Raw genomic sequence first — 16,291 nt, forward strand, 5'->3', positions numbered from 1 at the left:
GCAATGTGCTGGAAGGCCGGACTCAAACTGATGGCCCGCCCCGACGGGTTCCGGCTGTTGTTCCGCTACGCCGCCCGCGAGCTCGTCTCCGTCCTGGCGCGGCGTGCGGTGGCCGGCGGTCACTGACCGCGCGCCGGGGGCGCCGCTGTCAGGAGCAGCGCAGCAGGAACATGAACCCGTAGTCCATGTGGATCTGCTGATGGCAGTGGAACAGTGACAGACCCGGCTGGTCGGCGGTGAAGTCGAGGTCGAGGCTCTGGTAGCCGCCGAGCATGACCACGTCCTTGAGCAGCCCGTGGACGGGCGTGCCGGCGATGTGAGTGACGTCGAAGCTGTGGCGGTGCAGGTGGAGAGGGTGGATGTCGTCGGTGGCGTTGCGGAGGCGCAACCGGTAGCGCTTGCCGCGCTGGACCCGCAGGATCGGCTCGTTGGTGTGCATGCTGAACGCTGTGCCGTTCAGGGTCCAGATGTTGAATCCCTGGTCAGCGGCGTTGCGCTTTTCTATCAGGAAGTCCATCATCTGGTCGGGCCGCACGGCCGGCGGGCCGGCCTGGGCGAAGGCGCGGTAGTCCCAGGTGAACCTGGCGGGCGTGCTCCACTGCGGGGAGCCGCTGTGGCCGGCGTACTCGACCACCGTGCCCATGCCGTTCCTGCGGTCGTCGTCGGACAGATCCCCCAGCACCCACACACCGGGATGGTTCATCTCCACCAGCGCTGAGACGCGTTCGGCGGTGCCGATCCACAACACCGGCACCTCGGCCTGCCGCGACACCGGGTTGCCGTCCAGCGCGACGACCCGGAAGGAGTGGCCGGGCAGGGCCAGGCTGCGGATCTCAGTGGCGCTGCCGTTCAGGACGTGGAACAGCACGCGCTGCCCGGCCTTCACTTTGATCGGCTCGCCGTGGCCCAGTTTGCGGCCGTTGATGCTGAAGGCGCTGTAGCCGACCTCGTAGCCGTGCGGCATTCCCCGCCGGATGGACTCGGCCATCGCCTTCTCGCCCCGCTGCCGCAGCGCCGGTACGGGTGAGCCGGCCAGGAAGTCCTGAGCCATGTCCCCGCCTTGGCTGAAGGCGGGCTGGAACTCCTTCAGCACGAGGAATACTTCCTGGTCGTAGGCGCCGGGATGGCTCCTGGGCTCGATGTAGACGGGGCCCACTTCGCCCGTGTACTGGCCCTTGGACAGATCGTTACGCGGCACCACGTGGGTGTGGTAGAAGCGGAAACCTGCCGGCCGCGGCGTGAACGACAGCCGCCGCATGCCCTGTGCCGGAATGTACGGGGTGCCCTCCTCCGCGGAGCCGTCGACATCGACGGGGACGATCTGACCATGCCAGTGCAGCTGCTCAGGTGTATCCGTGTCGTTGTGAACGTCCACCACCACCGGACGGCCTTCGGTGAACCGGATCAGCGGCCCGGGAAACTGGCCGTTGTAGGTCGTGGTGGAAATGATCGTGTCGGGCGCGAGCTCGATCAGCCCGGTTCCGATCCGCAGCGTGTAATCCGCCCTGCCGGACAACCTGTCCGGCAGGGCGAAGCCGGACGCGGTCGCGGTGGAGTCCAAGGCGGTGAGCGTCTTGGCCATGCCGTCGGCCATCAGGGCCGCACCGCCCAGCTTGAGCACGTCGCGACGAGCGATCGACATGGTGTGCTCCCTTCCCCGTCGCCCTTCACGGTCCAGCCCCGGCACGCATCGGGTTCGCGACAGGCGCAGCCACACAACTCGTACTTTTAGTACCCAATGTATGACAATAGGTAATCGCCTCGGGTGAGGGGGTGCGGTGACCTGCGGGCGCGGTTCCAGGCGCAGTTTCAGCCGACCATGTCGCTCAGCGGGCCGGCCGCACCGGCGACGAAGCGCAGCCCCTTGACGGCCAGGCGCTCCTCCAACGCGCCGGGGCTTCGCGGGGCGGCATCGGGCAGCCGGTAGTACTCCTCCAGGATGGCGCGGGCGGTGTCGTCGTCACTGACCGCGCAGTCCCAGATCACCTGCTCGCCCTCGACGGTGACGTCGAAGGCGAAGAACGCGCAGCAGGCCTTCTCCCGCGCGGCCAGGTCCCGCACCCAGGCCGCCACGCCGGGCTCGGCGCGCAGCCGGAAGCGGACGCCCTGGCCGGTCCTCTCGCGGTTGATGAGGTGCCGGCCGAACAGGTGCTGGTATTCGTCCAGGCGCTGCTGGGCGGTGTCGGGGGCGGTGGTCATGTCGCAGACGATCGGTGTGGAGGCAGCGGGGATGTCCACGGTGGGCTCCTTCGGGACGGGTGGCCGGCGCTCTTGTGGCGCCGTCACCTGAACCGTAAAGTCTGGACTTAAGTCCAGAGTCAAGAGGTGAAGCCGCATGAAAATCGGGCAGGTCGCCCGCGAGGCGGGGGTCACCGTGGACACCGTCCGCTTCTACGAGCGGCGCGGCATCCTGCCTGCCGCCGAGCGCCGGCCCTCGGGCTATCGCGTCTTCGACGCCGCAGCGGTGGAGCGCATCCGGATGGCCAAGGCCCTGCAGGAATTGGGCTTCACTCTGGACGAGGTCGCCGGCGCCTTGAGCGCCCATGACCAGGGCGGGGCCACCTGCGACAGCGTACGCTGGCGGCTGGAGGCGGTGGTGGACCGGCTCGACGCCAAGATCGCCGAGCTGACCAGGGCACGACATGCCGCTGCACAAAGCCTGCGGGACTGCCACGCCGGCCAATGCCGCCTTGCATACGGGCACGCCGACCGCTGAGCGCTACGGTGCGTCCTGTCGCTGCAACCCGAGCGGCCCTCACGCCCGTGATCCTCACCGCCCCGTAGCGCCGGAATTCGGCTCCCTTCCTGTAGGGGCCAGCCGGGATCGAAGGGTCACGCCAGCCGGTGCCGCTCAGCCCGCTGACGCGCTTTTCGCTGGCGTGCCGGTCGACTTCCGAGGCCCGGTCAGATGGGACTGCCGGGTGAGGCCGGTGCGGCGTCCGGCTTGGCCGCCTGCACGATGGCCGAGTGCAGGCCGTCGCCGGCGTCGGTGGTGAGCGTGATCCGGACGCCGGTGAAGCCGGCCGCCTGCAGCAGGTGCTCGTACCGGCCGGCGGTCAGGGTGCCGTTGGCGCAGCCGACGCGGTGCTCGGCGGCCGTGCGGGCGGTCGCGTCCAGGCCCTCGTCGGCGATGACGTCGCTGATGCCCAGCCGGCCGCCGGGCCGCAGTACGCGGAAGGCTTCGGCCAGCACGGCGGGTTTGTCGGTGGACAGGTTGATGACGCAGTTGGAGATGACGACGTCGACGACGGCGGTGGGCAGGGGGATGGCCTCGATGTGGCCGTGCAGGAAGGTCACGTTCGTGACCGCGGCGGCCGCGGCGTTGGCGCGGGCCAGGGTGAGCATGTCGGGGCTGGCGTCCAGGCCGTAGGCGTGGCCGGCGGGGCCGACGCGGCGGGCTGAGAGCAGCACGTCCAGGCCGCCGCCGGAGCCGAGGTCCAGGACCGTCTGGCCGGGGCGCAGGTCGGCGACGGCGAGCGGGTTGCCACAGCCGAGGCTGGCGCGCAGCACGGCCTCGGGCACGCCGGGCTTCTCGCCTTCGTTGTAGGCGGCGGCGCCGAAGCAGCCGCCGATGAAGGCGTCGGGCTCGCAGTCCAGCGGGGTGCCGCCGGCGGCGGCGAGCCGGGCCAGGCCGGAGTAGCGCTGGATGGTGGCCTCGCGGGCGGAGGCGGAGTTGGCGGATTCGCTCATCGGGCATCTCCTGATGGGGGCGCGCAGGCGGGCGGTGACGGGGCCGGACGGCCCATGACGAGGTCGGCGGCGCTGGGGAAGCACTCCACGCAGGCGGTGTTGATCCGGTAGAAGGCCGCGGTGCCGACCCGGTCGACCAGGACGAACCGCACCTCGGACAGGACCTTCAGATGGGCCGAGACAGTGGATTGGCCGACCTCGACGGCCGCGACGATCTCGCCGACGCTCATCGGCGCGCCGCGGCGCGCGAGCAGCGAGACGATCTGCACCCGGGTGGCGTCGGCCAGGGCCTTGAACCAGGCGGCGTACTCGACGGCGGTGGGCCGGTCGAGCGGCCCCTTCTCCTCATTCATCGTTAATCGACGATAGACGATGAAAGGAGGAGAGGGTAGGCCTCGGATGAGGGCGCGTGGGTGGAGAACGGGGTTCAGGCGATGGCGGGGCTGCGGCGTTCGATCAGCACGACGTCGCGCCAGAGGCCGTGGTGGCGGGCGATGCGCTCGCGTACACCGAGCACCCGGAACCCGGCGCGGGCGTGCAGGGCCAGGCCGGCGGCGCTCTCGGGGAAGATCCCGCACTGGACGGTCCAGACGCCGGCGGCCTCGGCCGAGGCGGCGCGCCAGCCGGGCACCCGACCGGCCGCGGGGTGGCTCACCGGCTCACTCCGGCACTGGAGCGAGGCCGGCGATGAGGTCGCGTACCCGGGCCTCGATCGTGTCCCGGATCGGCCGCACCGCCTCCACCCCGCGCCCGGCGGGATCCTCCAGCGCCCAGTCCTCGTAGCGTTTGCCCGGGAAGACGGGGCAGGCATCGCCGCAGCCCATGGTGATGACCACGTCGCTGTCGGCGACGGCGTCAGCGGTGAGCACCTTGGGGATCTCGCCGGTGAGGTCGATGCCGACCTCGGCCATCGCCTCGGCCACGGCCGGGTTGACCTGGTCGGCGGGCGCGGAGCCGGCCGAGCGCACCCGGACGCGATCGCCGGCCAGGTGGACGAGAAAGGCTGCGGCCATCTGGGAGCGGCCGGCGTTGTGCACGCACACGAACAGCACCTGCGGCAGCCGCCCGTGCGGGCCGGGCTGATCAGGCTGGTCGGGCTGGTCGGGCTGGTCGGGCTGGTCGGGCTGGTCGGGCTGGTCGGGCACTTGTGTCTCCTATCGGGGCAGGTCGGCCGCGGCCGTCCGGCGTACCTCGTCAGGGGCGGGTGCGGGGCCGGGCCGCGGGGTGGCCGGATACAGCAGGGCCAGCAGCAGGCCGCCGAGCGCGGCCCCGGCCAGCTGGGCGGCGATGAAGCCGGGCACCGAGGCGGGCGCGATCCCGGCGAAGGTGTCGGTGACGGCCCGGCCCAGGGTGACGGCCGGGTTGGCGAAGCTCGTGCTGGAGGTGAACCAGTAGGCGGCGCCGATGTAGCCGCCGACCGCGACCGGCGCCAGTCTCGCGCGGTCCTGCCGGGCCAGGGCGAAGACGACCACGATGAGCCCTGCGGTGGCGACCGCCTCGCCCAGCAGCAGGTGCGGCGCCGAGCGGTCCCGGGCGGAGAGCTGGACGGCGGGCAGCGCGAACATCGCGTTGGCCAGCACCGCCCCGGTGACGGCTCCGGCCGTCTGGGCGGGCAGGTAGGCGGCCAGGTCCCGGCCGCGCACGGCCGCAACCGGCTCGCGGCGGGTCAGGAGCCAGGCGGCCAGGGAGACGACCGGGTTGAAGTGCGCTCCGGACACCGGCGCGAACACCGTGATGAGCACGGCCAGGCCCGCCGCGGTGGCCAGGCTGTTGGCCAGCAGTTGCACGCCCACGTCGCCTGACAGGCCGGCGGCCATGATGCCGGAGCCGACCAGCACGGCCACCAGGGCGGCGGTGCCGGTGAACTCGGCCAGCGCCCGGCGCGCGATCGTGTTCGCGCTGCTTGCTCCGGGCGGGCTCACCGCTCGGCCAGGGTGAGCGTCTCGCTCGGGGCGAGCGTCTCGGGCAGGGTGAGCGTCTCGGGCAGGGCGAGCACGCCCGTGAGGCGCTTGAGCGTGGCCGGGATGATCCAGTAGTAGACCCAGGTGCCGCGCCGCTGGCTGTCGATCAGCCCGGCCTCGCGCAGCACCTTCAGGTGGTGGGAGATGGTCGGCGCGGTGACCGTGAACGCTCCGGTCAGCTCGCACACGCACACCCCCGCGCCGGCCACCCGGCTGCCCTCGTGCGCGCCGATCAGCGACAGCAGCCGCACCCGGATCGGGTCACCGAGGGCCTTGAACACCCGCGCCAGGTCGGCCGCCTCCGCCTCGCCGACCGGCTCGGCGACCAGGGGCGCGCAGCATCCGGAGCCGAGCACCGGCAACTCCTGCTTCGACATATCTCTAATTTGACAGATTCCTAAGCAGAGGCGCAAACTCGGGACTGCTTAGACGTCCGTCGAATCAAGATCGGAGATCGTCATGTCCCGCGTCCAGCTCGCCCTGCGCGTCGCCGACCTGGAAGGCTCGATCACCTTCTACTCCAAGCTGTTCGGCACCGAACCGGCCAAGCGCCGCCCCGGCTACGCCAACTTCGCCATCGCCGAGCCGCCGCTCAAGCTGGTGCTCATCGAGGGAGAGGGGGGCGAGCCCACCCGGATGGACCATCTGGGGGTCGAGGTCGACGACACCGCCCAGGTCACCGCCGCCACCCAGCGGCTGAAGGATGCCGGGCTGGCCACCTTCGAGGAGAACGACACCACCTGCTGCTACGCCCTTCAGGACAAGGTGTGGGTGCACGGGCCGGGCGCCGAGCCGTGGGAGGTGTACGTGGTCAAGGCCGAGGCCGAATCGATGACCGAGCAGAACGACTCCGTCTGCTGCGCCACGTCCGAGACCGTGAGCCGAGCGGCGGCCGCCGAGCAGGCGACGGCCGGGACCGGCCAGGACGCCGGACAGGCCCAGCGGCCGGCCTGCTGCTGACAGCCCTTGCGCCCGGAGGGGCACGCGAACGCCCGCGCCCCTCCGTGACTCAGAATCGCCTGATCACCGCGATGAAGCTTGCGGGACGAGCCCGTCTCTCCCGCAGCTGCCACTGGCCACCACTCTTCGGTCAGCGGCTCGCGAGATGCAGCCGGCCGCGCAGGTAGCGGCTCCCGCAACGCTGCGGGAGCCGTCCTCGGTGGCGGGCCGCCGCTCCTGGATGTGGGGTGACGTGCCCGCGGCTCGTGCGCGGGCCTCCTTCGGGGTGGCGGCGTCGCCGTACGGGCACGGGCGACCTACGGGCCGGTGCAGGCGAAGCACGAGGTTCGCCGTTTCGGCGACCGGCCGCTCCGGGACGGGATCACCGTCGGCTCAGCCCCGGGGGTACCCTGGGCGCGTCCCGCGCCGGCTCAGGGCAGCGCGTAACCGAGGAGTTGCTCGTACGCCAGGCCCTCGCAGTCCGCCTGGTCGGTGACGAGGTGGTCGCCGTTCGAGGTGAGACGGCAGCGGTGTAGCGCGACCGAGCCGGCCACCTGGCTGGTGTAGATGTGGCCGACCGGCCCCATCGCGAACTGGCCCTCGCAACCGGGATCGCGGCTCAGCATGGTGTGGTCGCCCACCTTGCACTCGTACAACGGCACGGTGCCGGAGGCCGGGTTGCGCAGCAGCTTCCATGCGCGCTCCTGGGTGAAGCCGGGCGGCAGTAGCCGGGAGGTGGCCACGTGACCTCTGACCGCGTGGTAGCCGCGGCGCAGCTGGGTGTGGGGAAGCAGTTCGAAGCCGCACGACAGCCGCGGGGGCGACAGGTCGTTGCGGTTGGCCAGTGCCCACGTCGACCAGGCCGGCTTGGCGGAGCCGTCGGTACGGCGCAGGCCCACGCCCAGCCCGGCCGCCGTCTCGTCCGGGTGGTCGGTCATGCGGTGCCAGATGTAGCTCTCGATGCCCGGCGTGCCGAGGACGTTGCGGAAGGAATTGCACAACTGCGATGCTTGCGCCGACTCCGACGAAGGCGGCAGCGAGTTGACGCCGCTCTCGGTGAGCTGCACCTGCCAGGCCGACGGCGTGTTCGGGAACTGCTGCCGCAGCCAGCCCACCAGCACGCCGATGTTGCCGTAGGTGACCCGGGGAAAGTCGTCGGCGGAGAACTGGGGCGCCAGCAGGTTGGGCGGATAGGGGTGGTAGGCGACCCGCCAGGCGCGGGCGCCGGCCCGCGCCGCGAGGCCCCTGAGCACGGTCATGCCCGACAGCTTCGCCTCCGAGGCGGCCGGCTGGTCGTAGGCGGTGCCGAAGTGGTGGTCGAGCGAGGTGAGCACCTTGGCGGTGGGCTGCTGGGCGAGGACCGCGTCGTAGGCGGCGTTGTAGGTGGCGGCGATGGCGTCCAGCCAGGCGGTGGTGTTGCACGTGGTGCCCTGGCCGCAGCCGATGTCGAACCAGGTGTTGCTGTTGACCTCGTTCATGACGACGAAGTCGGCGATGCGGCCGTTGCCGTGCCGGCCGTCGTAGCGCTGGGCCAGCATGCCGGCGAACCGTCCGTACTCGGCGGGATCGTTCGGCACGCAGAACATCTCGAAGCCGGCGGCGGCCGGCGTGCACGTGCGGCCCTGGCGGGCCCAGGCCGGGGTGCCGTAGACGACGGCGGTGACGACGAGACCCCTGCTGGTCCAGTCCCTGATGGCGGCGTCGACGGCGGTGCTGACGGTGTAGCAGCGTCCGCCGAACTCCTGCGTGCCCGCCGCGCACGGCGGGGCCTTGACGCTGGGCTCCCAGTCGGCCCAGACGAGGTTCATGGCGACGCCGCCGGCGTTGTTGCCGGCGATCTCGTCCTTGTCGGGCCAGAAGTCGGGCTGCAGGCCCTTGATCCGGTAGTCGGAGCGGGTCGGGTACGGCAGCGCGGCCGAGGCGGCGGCCGGGACTGCGGGGAGGACGAGTAAGAGGGCGGCGGCGAGACGGACAACCCAACGCATGGGACCTCCTGGATTTAAACGTCTCAACAATGAGGCCCGGAAGGCCGCCGATCAAGCCCCTGTCTTCAGCGGGAACTGCTTCTTGAAACGTGTCTAGGTACTTGTGGACGCTCTGACCATGAGCGATGGCTGGAACACGATCTCCTGGTGCCAGTGGTTCGCGTCGCCGCGAGCGTCGGTGAGCAGCAGTTCGGCGGCCGCCTGGCCGAGCTGCTGCTTGGGCTGGCGAATCGAGGTCAGCGAGGGTGACAGCAGCGCCGCGAACTCCACGTCGTCGTAGCCCATGACCGCCATGTCGCGCGGCACGCCGATGCCGCGCGACTCCAGCCCGCGCAGCGCGCCCAGCGCCACCGTGTCGTTGACGCAGAACAGCGCCGTCGGACGCCCCTTCCCGCCCAGGCGCAGCCGCTCCAGCGCGGCCTCGCCCTCATGGGGGGTGAGTGCGGGCAGGGTGATCTCGGTGATCACCTCCTCGGGGTCGAGCCCGGCGGCGCGCACCGCCTTGACCAGCCCCTCCCGCCGGTCGGCGCACTGCCGCACGATCGACGGGCCGTTGAGGAAGGCGATGCGCCGGTGCCCGAGGGACAGCAGGTGGGCGCCCGCCAGCTCGCCGCCCCTGACGTTGTCGACCGCGACCGCGCACAGTTGCGAGTCGGCCCCCGGCCGGTCGAGCAGCACCACGCCGACGCCGCGCCCGCGTAGCTCCACCAGGTGGGAGATGTCGGGCCCGGCGGGCGTGATGAGGATGCCGGGCACCCGGTGCTGCTCCAGGACCTGGAGGTAGTAGGCCTCCTTCTCGAGCGAGTCGCTGGAGCTGCAGAGCATCAGGAGCAGATGCTCCTGCGACAGCCTGGTCTCGATGCCGGGCAGCACCTCGCTGAAGAACGGATTCCCTATGTCGCGCACCATCACGCCCACCGACCGGCCGGTGCCGCCGCGCAGCTGCCGGGCGGGTGCGCTGGGCACGAACCCGAGCGTCTTGATGGAGGCGCGGACCCGGCGCAACGTCCGCTCGGCGACGAGTTCGGGCCGGTTGAGCGCGTTGGAGACCGTTCCCACGGACACGCCGGCGTGGGCCGCGACGTCGACCATGCTGAGCCGCCGACGCTCGGCCGGCTTGTGGATGTCGGTCACCGACGGGCAGCCCTTCTCGTCACCTGGCAGAGGCCGTCAGTGTACCTCTTGAAATGTTTCAGTTAGACGACGGTTCCGTGTCCTGCATGTGTGAGGGCATTGACGTGACTAGCTCGTGCTGCTTACGGTGCGCTGTACTTAAAAGGTTTCAATTCCTCTTTGGGAGCCCTCTCATGCAGCTCGCCGTGACCGACATGCGCGTGGCAGGACTGGCCGAACCCCTTGGCCTCGACGTGAGCGCGCCGGAGTTCTCCTGGCGGATCACCGGTGCCGGGCGGGGGCGGGCGCAGAGCGCGTACCGGTTGATCGTGGCGGAGGAGTGCGACCCGGCGGCCGAGGGCGCCGAGCGGGTGTGGGACAGCGGCGTTGTGACCTCGCCTGCCACGTACGACCTGCCGTACGGCGGCGCGGCCCTGCGGCCGCGGACGCGTTACCAGTGGCGGGTCATGGTGGCCGACGAGAGCGGCACGTGGTCCGGCTGGAGCCCGGCGCACTGGTTCGAGACCGGCCTCGGCGACGCCACCGGATGGACGGCGGGCTGGATCGGCACGCCCGTGGTGCCCGGCTCGGAGCGTCTGCCCTCGCTGGAGAACGTGCCGCGCATCTGGGTCGCCGACCGGCTGGGGCCCTCCCCCTCGCCGACGGGGGCGTTCCGGACCCGGTTCACGGTGGCTGGCGGCGCTCGGCCGCTGTCGGCCTGGCTGGTGATCGGCGGCGGCGACAGCACCGACGACAACACCGGCGACACCGGCGACACCGCCGGCGACAACACCGGCGGCGGCACCGAGGCGTACGTCAACGGGATGCCGGTCGCCGGGGAACGGCGGGACGGGGCGTTCGTGGCCGACGCGGGCGATCTGGTGGCCTCCGGGGAGAACGTGCTCGCCATCAAGGCCGCCGGGCCGGGACTGTGCGTGCGGCTGGAGGTCGTGGTCGAGGGCCGGCCGGCGCTGCCGCAGCTCGTGCCGGTGGCCGGGGAGAGCACGGTCACCGTCACGTCCGGCGGCCGGTGGCGGGCCGTCGCCGACCCCGGGCACGGGTTCGAGCAGCCCGGCTTCGACGACGCGGCGTGGCCGCTGGCCGAGGAGGCCGGGCTGCACGGCGACCCGCCGCTCGGCCGCGAGCCGATCGGCGACCGGCCAAGCCCGTACCTGCGGCGCGAGTTCGGCGTGCCGTCGCCGGTGCGCAGGGCCCGGCTGTACGCCACCGCGCTCGGCGTCTACGAGGTCCACCTGAACGGCACCCGGGTGGGCGCCGACCACCTGGCCCCCGGCTGGACCGACTACCGCCATCGCATCACGTACCAGACCTATGACGTCACGGCGCTGGTGTCGGAGGGACGCAACGCGCTCGGCGCGGTCCTGGCCGACGGCTGGTACGCGGGCAACATCAGCTGGTTCGGCTCCTTCCAGTACGGCCGCCGCCTGGCCTTCCGCGCGGAGCTGGAGATCCTGCACGACGACGGCACCCTCACCCGGGTCGGCACCGACCCCGAGTGGCGGGCGTCCTCGGGCGCGATCCGCTACGCCGACCTGCAGAACGGCGAGCGGCAGGACCTGGCCGCCGAGCCGCTCGGCTGGAGCGCGGCCGGGTTCGACGAGTCGGGCTGGCTGCCCGTCGTGCCCGTGAGCCCGCCCGCCGGCCGGCTGACCGCCGCCGTCGCGCCGCCGATCCGGGTGCACGAGGAGCTGGAGCCGGTGGCGGTGTGGGAGCGGCGCCCCGGCGTGTGGATCGCCGACTTCGGGCAGAACCTGGTGGGCTGGGTCCGGCTCACCGGCCGCGCCGGGCGCGAGCGGCCCGTAGTGCTGCGGCACGCGGAGGTCCTCGACCACGAGGGCGGGCTGCATCTGGCCAACCTGCGCTCGGCCCGCGCCACGGACGAGTTCCTGCCTCGCGGGGACGGACCTGAGACCTTCGAGCCGAGGTTCACCTTCCACGGCTTCCGCTACGTCGAGGTGTCGGGGCTGCGCGCGGCCCCGGAGGCGATCACCGCCAGGGTGGCCCACGCGGCGATGGCGCCCGCCGGGGAGTTCACCTGCTCCGACGAGCGGCTGAACCGGCTGCAGCGCAACATCGTGTGGGGGCAGCGGGGCAACTTCCTGGCCGTCCCCACCGACTGCCCGCAGCGGGACGAGCGGCTCGGCTGGACGGGCGACATCTGGGCCTTCGCACCGACCGCGCTGTTCAACTACGACGCCGCCGCGTTTCTGCGGAGCTGGCTGACCGACGTGATCGACGCGCAGGGCGACGACGGCGCGGTCACCCACGTGGTGCCGGACGTGCTGTCCGGCCGCGGCCTGTCGCCCAGCGCCAGGGAGGCGGGCTCGCCCGGCTGGGGCGACGCGCTGGTGCTGCTGCCGTGGGCGCTGCACCGGCTGCGCGGTGACACCGGGGTGGTGGCGGCCTGTTTCGAGCCGATGCTGCGCTGGCTGGCGTACCTGGACAAACGCTCCGACGGCGGGATCTTCCCCGAGGAGGGCTTCGGCGACTGGCTGTCCATCGGCGCGGAGACCCCCAAGCGGCTCGTCGGCACCGCGATCTTCGCGTTGTCCGCCCGGCAGCTCGCGGGGCTCGCCGCCGCGCTGGACCGCGACGCGGACGAGCGGGCCTGCCTGGAGCTGTACGAGCACGTCCGGCGGGCGTTCCGGGCGGCCTTCGTCGAGGGGCCCGGCGTGCTGGCGAGCGGGACGCAGACCGCGTACGTGCTGGCCATCACGGCCGGGCTGCTGGAGGAGCACGAGCTGCCCCGGGCCGCGGCCCGGCTCGCCGGCGACATCGAGGCGCGGGGGGACCACCTGTCGACCGGGTTTCTCGGCACGCCGTACCTCCTGGACGCGCTCACCTCGACCGGGCGGCTGGACGTGGCCTACCGGCTGCTCACCCAGGACAGCTTCCCGTCCTGGCTCTACCCGGTCGTGCACGGCGACGCGACGACCATGTGGGAGCGCTGGGACTCCTGGAGCCACCACCGCGGGCTGCAGGACCCGGGCATGAACTCCTTCAACCACTACGCCTACGGGGCGGTCGGCGACTGGATGTACCGGACGGTCGGCGGCCTGGCCCCGGGGTCGCCGGGATACGCCGACGTCGTCGTGCGCCCCCGCCCCGGCGGCGGCATCGGCTGGGCGAGGACTTCGCACCGCACCAGGCACGGCCGGGTGGAGATCTCCTGGCGGCTGGCGGACGGCGGCTTCGCCCTGGACGTCGTCGTGCCGCCCAACACCCGCGCCGAGGTGCACGTGCCCGCCCCGCCGGAGCGCGTGACCGAGGGCGGCCGACCGGCGGCCGAGGCGGAGTGCGTGAGCTTCGACCGGCTCGACGACGGTGCCGCGGTCTACCGGGTCGGCTCGGGCTCCTACGCCTTCCGTACCTCCTGAAAGGCCTTCCATCGTGACCAGCACCAAGGCGCGCCGCCGGATCCCGTGGAGCGTCTATCTCGTCCTCCTGCCCACCTTCGCGCTGCTCGCGGCGTTCGCGTACTATCCCGCGCTCAACGGCATGGTGCACTCGCTCTTCGAGTGGCGGCCCGGCTTCGACTCGCCCTTCGTCGGCTTCGAGAACTACCGGACGATGCTCGGCGACGACCTGTGGTGGGCCTCCTTCCGCAACATCGGCGTCATCTTCGTCTGGGCCGTCACGCTCATGTGGGTGTTCCCGCTGCTGGCCGCCGAGCTGGTGATGTCGCTGTCCAGCGAGCGGCTGCGCTTCGTGTTCCGCACGCTGCTCATCCTCCCGCTGGCCTTCCCCGCCGTGGTCAACGTGCTGCTGTGGCAGTTCATGTACGACCCGCGCGACGGCGTCGTGAACAGCCTGCTGCGCGCCGTCGGCCTGGACGGGCTGGCGGGCAACTGGATCGGCGACCCCGACACCGCGCTCGTCGCCCTGATGACGATCGGCTTCCCGTGGGTGGCGAGCCTGCCGTTCCTCGTCTTCCTGTCGGCCTTGCAGAACGTGCCGGCGGAGATCTACCAGGCCGCCGAGGTGGACGGCGCCGGCCGGCTGCGCCGCTTCTGGAGCATCGACCTGCCGATGATGTTCCGCGACGTCAAGCTGCTGTTCGTGCTGGCCGTGATCTCGGTCCTGCAGTACGGCATGCAGGCGCACATCATGACCGGAGGCGGCCCCGACAACGCCACGCAGGTGCCCGTCCTGCGCATGCTCGACGCGGCCTTCCTGGACACGAGCTGGGGTTACGCGGCCACGCTCGGCACCGTGCTGTTCGCGCTGACGCTCGGGGTGAGCCTGGTCGCGCTGGTGCTCGGCAGGAAGGCGGAGGCATGAGCCGCACCCGCAGGATCGACCTGGTGGCCGGCGCGCTGCTGGCGGTGCTGGCCTTCGCCGGGCTGTTCCCGTACCTGTTCATGCTCGCCGCCTCGGTCAAGGACAACGAGCAGTTCTTCACCAGCTACTGGGCGCCCGCCTGGCCGCTGCACCTGGACAACTACGCGGCGGCCTGGGAGCAGGTCAGCCCGTACCTGTTCACCTCGTTCGTGGTGGCGGGGCTGGCCATCGCCGGCACGATGGTGCTGGCCCCGGCCGCGGCGTTCGTGTTCGCCCGGTACCGCTTCCCGGGCCGCACCGTCCTGTTCGGGATGGTCGCGGCGCTGCTGATGGTGCCCTCGATCACCAGCCTGATCCCGCTGTTCGTGCTGATGCGCGACCTCGGCATCCTGGACAGCCGGCTGGTGCTGATCGTCCCGCACGTCACCGCGAACACGGTGTTCGGCATCGTCGTCATGCGCACGTACATGGCGCAGATCCCGGAGGAGATCTTCGAGGCGGCGCGGGTGGACGGGGCGGGCGGCGTCCGGCTGTTCCTGGCCTTCATGCTGCCGCTGGCCCGGCCGGTCATCGGCACCGTGGCGCTGATGACGGTGCTGGGCGTGTGGAACGACTACTTCTGGCCGCTGCTCACGGTGCAGACCGACGAGTTCCGGACGATCCCCGCCGGGCTGGCCTTCTTCGCCGGTCAGAACGCGCAGCAGTGGGGCCCGCTGTTCGCGGGATACGTGCTGGCCAGCCTGCCGCTGGTGGTGCTGTTCACGTTCCTGTCCAAGTGGTTCCTGGCGGGCATCCAGGGCGGCGTCGTCTCCGGCAAGTGATTGAAACGTATCAACCAAGAAAGGAACCTGCTCTCATGCGAACACCCCCCAAGGGCGGGCTGGCGGCTGCCGCGATGCTGCTCGCGCTGACCGGCTGCGGCCTGCTGGGCCCGGGCGGCTCGTCCGGTCCCGGGACCGAAGGCAAGGTCACGATCACCCTGGCCGGCCCCAACCAGTGGAACGCCAGCGGCAGCAGCTTCGGCCCCGCCTGGGAATCGCTCGTGGACTCCTTCGAGAAGCGCGAGCCCGGCATCGAGGTCAAGACGCAGGTGCTGCCGCTCGACGGCTTCATGCAGACGATCACCACCCAGCTCGCCGCCGGCACCGCGCCCGAGCTGGTCTTCAACCAGCCGCCGCACAAGGCGCACGAGGTGCACGCGCTCGACGCCGAGCTGCAGAAGCCCAACCCGTACGTGCCGGGCAACCAGCGCTGGATCGACGTGTTCCGCAAGGAGTACTTCGGCCCAGCCGTCTCCAAGGCGCTCAGCAAGGAGAGCGGCAAGCTGGAGTACATCCCGTTCAACCTGGTCGCGATCGGCCTGTTCTACAACAAGGACGCCTTCGCCAAGGCGGGCATCGACCAGCCCCCGGCCACCTGGGAGGACTTCAGGAGCGCCTGCGCGAAACTGAAGGACGCCGGCTTCGACCCGGTCGCCCTCGACAAGGGCGGCCTGGCCGCGGGCTGGACGTGGGAGGCGGTCAGCACCCAGCTCATCGACAAGTACCACGACGAGTGGAACGTCTTCGACGCCACCGGCAAGCCCGGCAAGGCGCCGACCGTGACCGAGAAGTCGATGAGCAAGGTGATCAAGGAGGGCAGGCTCACCACCAAGACGCCCGAGGTGGCCGAGTCGCTCAAGCTCTACAAGGAGTTCTTCGACTGCGGCACGCCCAACTGGACGGGCGTGGCCGACGGCGGCGCGACGGTGGGCTACCGCGACTTCGTCTCCGGCAAGGCCGCCATGTCGTGGGGCACCGACTTCGCCTTCGAGGCGCTGAAGAAGGACGCGAAGTTCGCGCTCGCCACGATGCCGTTCCCGACGATCACCAAGGCGAGCTCGCCGCTGTCGTCCGACGCGCCGGCCCGCTACGGCGCGTCGATCGGCGGCACCAGCTACATGATCCCCTCGACGGTCAAGGACGAGAAGTACGCGGCCGCGATCAAGTTCCTCCAGTACATGAGCTCGCCGGCGGTCAAGCCCTGGCTGGACGCGACCGGCGGCCTGCCCGCCATCGAGGGCGTCGAGCCGTCGGCCGAGACCGCCGGGCTGATGGAGGGCGAGTGGGGCAAGCCGTTCCGGGTGACGGCGCTGCCGGGCGGGCCCGAGGGCACCTCGTTCCGCGACGTGTTCGACGGTTACCTCCTGGGCGAGCGCTCGCTGGAGGAGGAGCTGGCCGACCTCGCCAAGTGGTGGGACCGCGGCATCGAGGCGGGGATCAAGAAGAACGCCTGGGGCGACGAGGACTGGGCCAAGTAGGA

16 protein-coding genes are annotated in these 16,291 nt (G+C 71.4%); 6 read left to right on the forward strand and 10 right to left on the reverse strand.

The window, feature by feature from the left end; genetic code table 11:
- Positions 1-148 precede the first annotated feature (148 nt).
- Positions 149-1,642 carry a multicopper oxidase family protein gene (locus HD597_RS27095; protein WP_253745656.1) on the reverse strand — a complete coding sequence of 498 codons (1,494 nt, stop codon included), beginning with the start codon at positions 1,640-1,642 and terminating at the stop codon, positions 149-151.
- A gap of 167 nt (positions 1,643-1,809) precedes the next feature.
- The gene (locus HD597_RS27100; RefSeq protein WP_253745658.1) at positions 1,810-2,238 is read right to left on the reverse strand and encodes a hypothetical protein; all 429 of its coding nucleotides are present in this window, start codon (positions 2,236-2,238) and stop codon (positions 1,810-1,812) included.
- 97 nt (positions 2,239-2,335) lie between these two features.
- On the opposite strand from HD597_RS27100, the gene HD597_RS27105 reads away from it, so the two are divergent.
- On the forward strand, positions 2,336-2,716 hold the full coding sequence (locus HD597_RS27105) for a MerR family transcriptional regulator (protein ID WP_253745665.1): 381 nt from the start codon (positions 2,336-2,338) through the stop codon (positions 2,714-2,716).
- A gap of 188 nt (positions 2,717-2,904) precedes the next feature.
- Here the strand turns inward: HD597_RS27105 and HD597_RS27110 are convergent, their stop codons facing one another.
- The 6 genes from HD597_RS27110 to HD597_RS27135 all read right to left on the reverse strand — a co-directional run bounded on the left by HD597_RS27110 (position 2,905) and on the right by HD597_RS27135 (position 6,028).
- The gene (locus tag HD597_RS27110) at positions 2,905-3,690 is read right to left on the reverse strand and encodes a methyltransferase domain-containing protein (RefSeq protein ID WP_253745666.1); all 786 of its coding nucleotides are present in this window, start codon (positions 3,688-3,690) and stop codon (positions 2,905-2,907) included.
- Positions 3,687-4,043: an ArsR/SmtB family transcription factor gene (locus HD597_RS27115; protein ID WP_253745668.1), complete on the reverse strand. Its 357-nt coding sequence runs from the start codon at positions 4,041-4,043 to the stop codon at positions 3,687-3,689. Before HD597_RS27115 ends, HD597_RS27110 begins: the two co-directional genes overlap by 4 nt.
- Before the next feature lie 74 nt (positions 4,044-4,117).
- A complete protein-coding gene (locus HD597_RS27120) occupies positions 4,118-4,345 on the reverse strand; it encodes a GNAT family N-acetyltransferase (protein ID WP_308210703.1) in 228 nt (75 codons plus the stop codon).
- Positions 4,346-4,349: 4 nt separating this feature from the next.
- Complete coding sequence (locus HD597_RS27125; RefSeq protein WP_276084153.1) at positions 4,350-4,751, reverse strand: arsenate reductase ArsC; 402 nt, start codon at positions 4,749-4,751, stop codon at positions 4,350-4,352.
- A 93-nt stretch (positions 4,752-4,844) separates the two neighbouring features.
- Positions 4,845-5,612 carry an aquaporin gene (locus tag HD597_RS27130; protein ID WP_253745670.1) on the reverse strand — a complete coding sequence of 256 codons (768 nt, stop codon included), beginning with the start codon at positions 5,610-5,612 and terminating at the stop codon, positions 4,845-4,847.
- The gene (locus HD597_RS27135) at positions 5,609-6,028 is read right to left on the reverse strand and encodes an ArsR/SmtB family transcription factor (RefSeq protein ID WP_253745672.1); all 420 of its coding nucleotides are present in this window, start codon (positions 6,026-6,028) and stop codon (positions 5,609-5,611) included. The genes HD597_RS27130 and HD597_RS27135 overlap by 4 nt, the downstream gene beginning before the upstream one ends.
- A gap of 82 nt (positions 6,029-6,110) precedes the next feature.
- On the opposite strand from HD597_RS27135, the gene HD597_RS27140 reads away from it, so the two are divergent.
- Positions 6,111-6,611 carry an ArsI/CadI family heavy metal resistance metalloenzyme gene (locus tag HD597_RS27140; RefSeq protein ID WP_253745674.1) on the forward strand — a complete coding sequence of 167 codons (501 nt, stop codon included), beginning with the start codon at positions 6,111-6,113 and terminating at the stop codon, positions 6,609-6,611.
- A gap of 410 nt (positions 6,612-7,021) precedes the next feature.
- Here the strand turns inward: HD597_RS27140 and HD597_RS27145 are convergent, their stop codons facing one another.
- Both HD597_RS27145 and HD597_RS27150 read right to left on the reverse strand, forming a co-directional pair.
- Positions 7,022-8,575: a DUF5722 domain-containing protein gene (locus tag HD597_RS27145; RefSeq protein ID WP_253745675.1), complete on the reverse strand. Its 1,554-nt coding sequence runs from the start codon at positions 8,573-8,575 to the stop codon at positions 7,022-7,024.
- Positions 8,576-8,668: 93 nt separating this feature from the next.
- Positions 8,669-9,709, reverse strand: a complete 1,041-nt coding sequence (locus HD597_RS27150; RefSeq protein ID WP_253745676.1) for a LacI family DNA-binding transcriptional regulator — start codon at positions 9,707-9,709, stop codon at positions 8,669-8,671.
- A gap of 173 nt (positions 9,710-9,882) precedes the next feature.
- Between HD597_RS27150 and HD597_RS27155 the strand changes: the two genes are divergently transcribed.
- Genes HD597_RS27155 through HD597_RS27170 form a run of 4 tightly spaced genes read left to right on the forward strand, consistent with a single transcriptional unit; the run spans position 9,883 to position 16,289 of the window.
- The gene (locus tag HD597_RS27155; protein ID WP_253745677.1) at positions 9,883-13,086 is read left to right on the forward strand and encodes a family 78 glycoside hydrolase catalytic domain; all 3,204 of its coding nucleotides are present in this window, start codon (positions 9,883-9,885) and stop codon (positions 13,084-13,086) included.
- 13 nt (positions 13,087-13,099) lie between these two features.
- Positions 13,100-13,990, forward strand: a complete 891-nt coding sequence (locus HD597_RS27160) for a carbohydrate ABC transporter permease (protein ID WP_253745678.1) — start codon at positions 13,100-13,102, stop codon at positions 13,988-13,990.
- The gene (locus tag HD597_RS27165) at positions 13,987-14,811 is read left to right on the forward strand and encodes a carbohydrate ABC transporter permease (protein ID WP_253745679.1); all 825 of its coding nucleotides are present in this window, start codon (positions 13,987-13,989) and stop codon (positions 14,809-14,811) included. The genes HD597_RS27160 and HD597_RS27165 overlap by 4 nt, the downstream gene beginning before the upstream one ends.
- A 35-nt stretch (positions 14,812-14,846) precedes the next feature.
- Entirely contained in the window at positions 14,847-16,289 is a 1,443-nt protein-coding gene (locus HD597_RS27170) for an ABC transporter substrate-binding protein (protein ID WP_253745680.1), read from the forward strand.
- Positions 16,290-16,291 lie beyond the last annotated feature (2 nt).

It is taken from the genome of Nonomuraea thailandensis, assembly GCF_024172165.1.
Taxonomy (GTDB): Bacteria; Actinomycetota; Actinomycetes; order Streptosporangiales; family Streptosporangiaceae; genus Nonomuraea; species Nonomuraea thailandensis.

What these genes read in the sequence shown, in the direction of transcription:
- HD597_RS27095 (WP_253745656.1), bottom strand. Translation starts at nt 1,642, where the DNA reads ATGTCGATCGCTCGTCGCGACGTGCTCAAGCTGGGCGGTGCGGCCCTG.
- HD597_RS27105 (WP_253745665.1), top strand. Translation starts at nt 2,336, where the DNA reads ATGAAAATCGGGCAGGTCGCCCGCGAGGCGGGGGTCACCGTGGACACC.
- HD597_RS27110 (WP_253745666.1), bottom strand. Translation starts at nt 3,690, where the DNA reads ATGAGCGAATCCGCCAACTCCGCCTCCGCCCGCGAGGCCACCATCCAG.
- HD597_RS27115 (WP_253745668.1), bottom strand. Translation starts at nt 4,043, where the DNA reads ATGAATGAGGAGAAGGGGCCGCTCGACCGGCCCACCGCCGTCGAGTAC.
- HD597_RS27135 (WP_253745672.1), bottom strand. Translation starts at nt 6,028, where the DNA reads ATGTCGAAGCAGGAGTTGCCGGTGCTCGGCTCCGGATGCTGCGCGCCC.
- HD597_RS27140 (WP_253745674.1), top strand. Translation starts at nt 6,111, where the DNA reads ATGTCCCGCGTCCAGCTCGCCCTGCGCGTCGCCGACCTGGAAGGCTCG.
- HD597_RS27145 (WP_253745675.1), bottom strand. Translation starts at nt 8,575, where the DNA reads ATGCGTTGGGTTGTCCGTCTCGCCGCCGCCCTCTTACTCGTCCTCCCC.
- HD597_RS27155 (WP_253745677.1), top strand. Translation starts at nt 9,883, where the DNA reads ATGCAGCTCGCCGTGACCGACATGCGCGTGGCAGGACTGGCCGAACCC.
- HD597_RS27165 (WP_253745679.1), top strand. Translation starts at nt 13,987, where the DNA reads ATGAGCCGCACCCGCAGGATCGACCTGGTGGCCGGCGCGCTGCTGGCG.
- HD597_RS27170 (WP_253745680.1), top strand. Translation starts at nt 14,847, where the DNA reads ATGCGAACACCCCCCAAGGGCGGGCTGGCGGCTGCCGCGATGCTGCTC.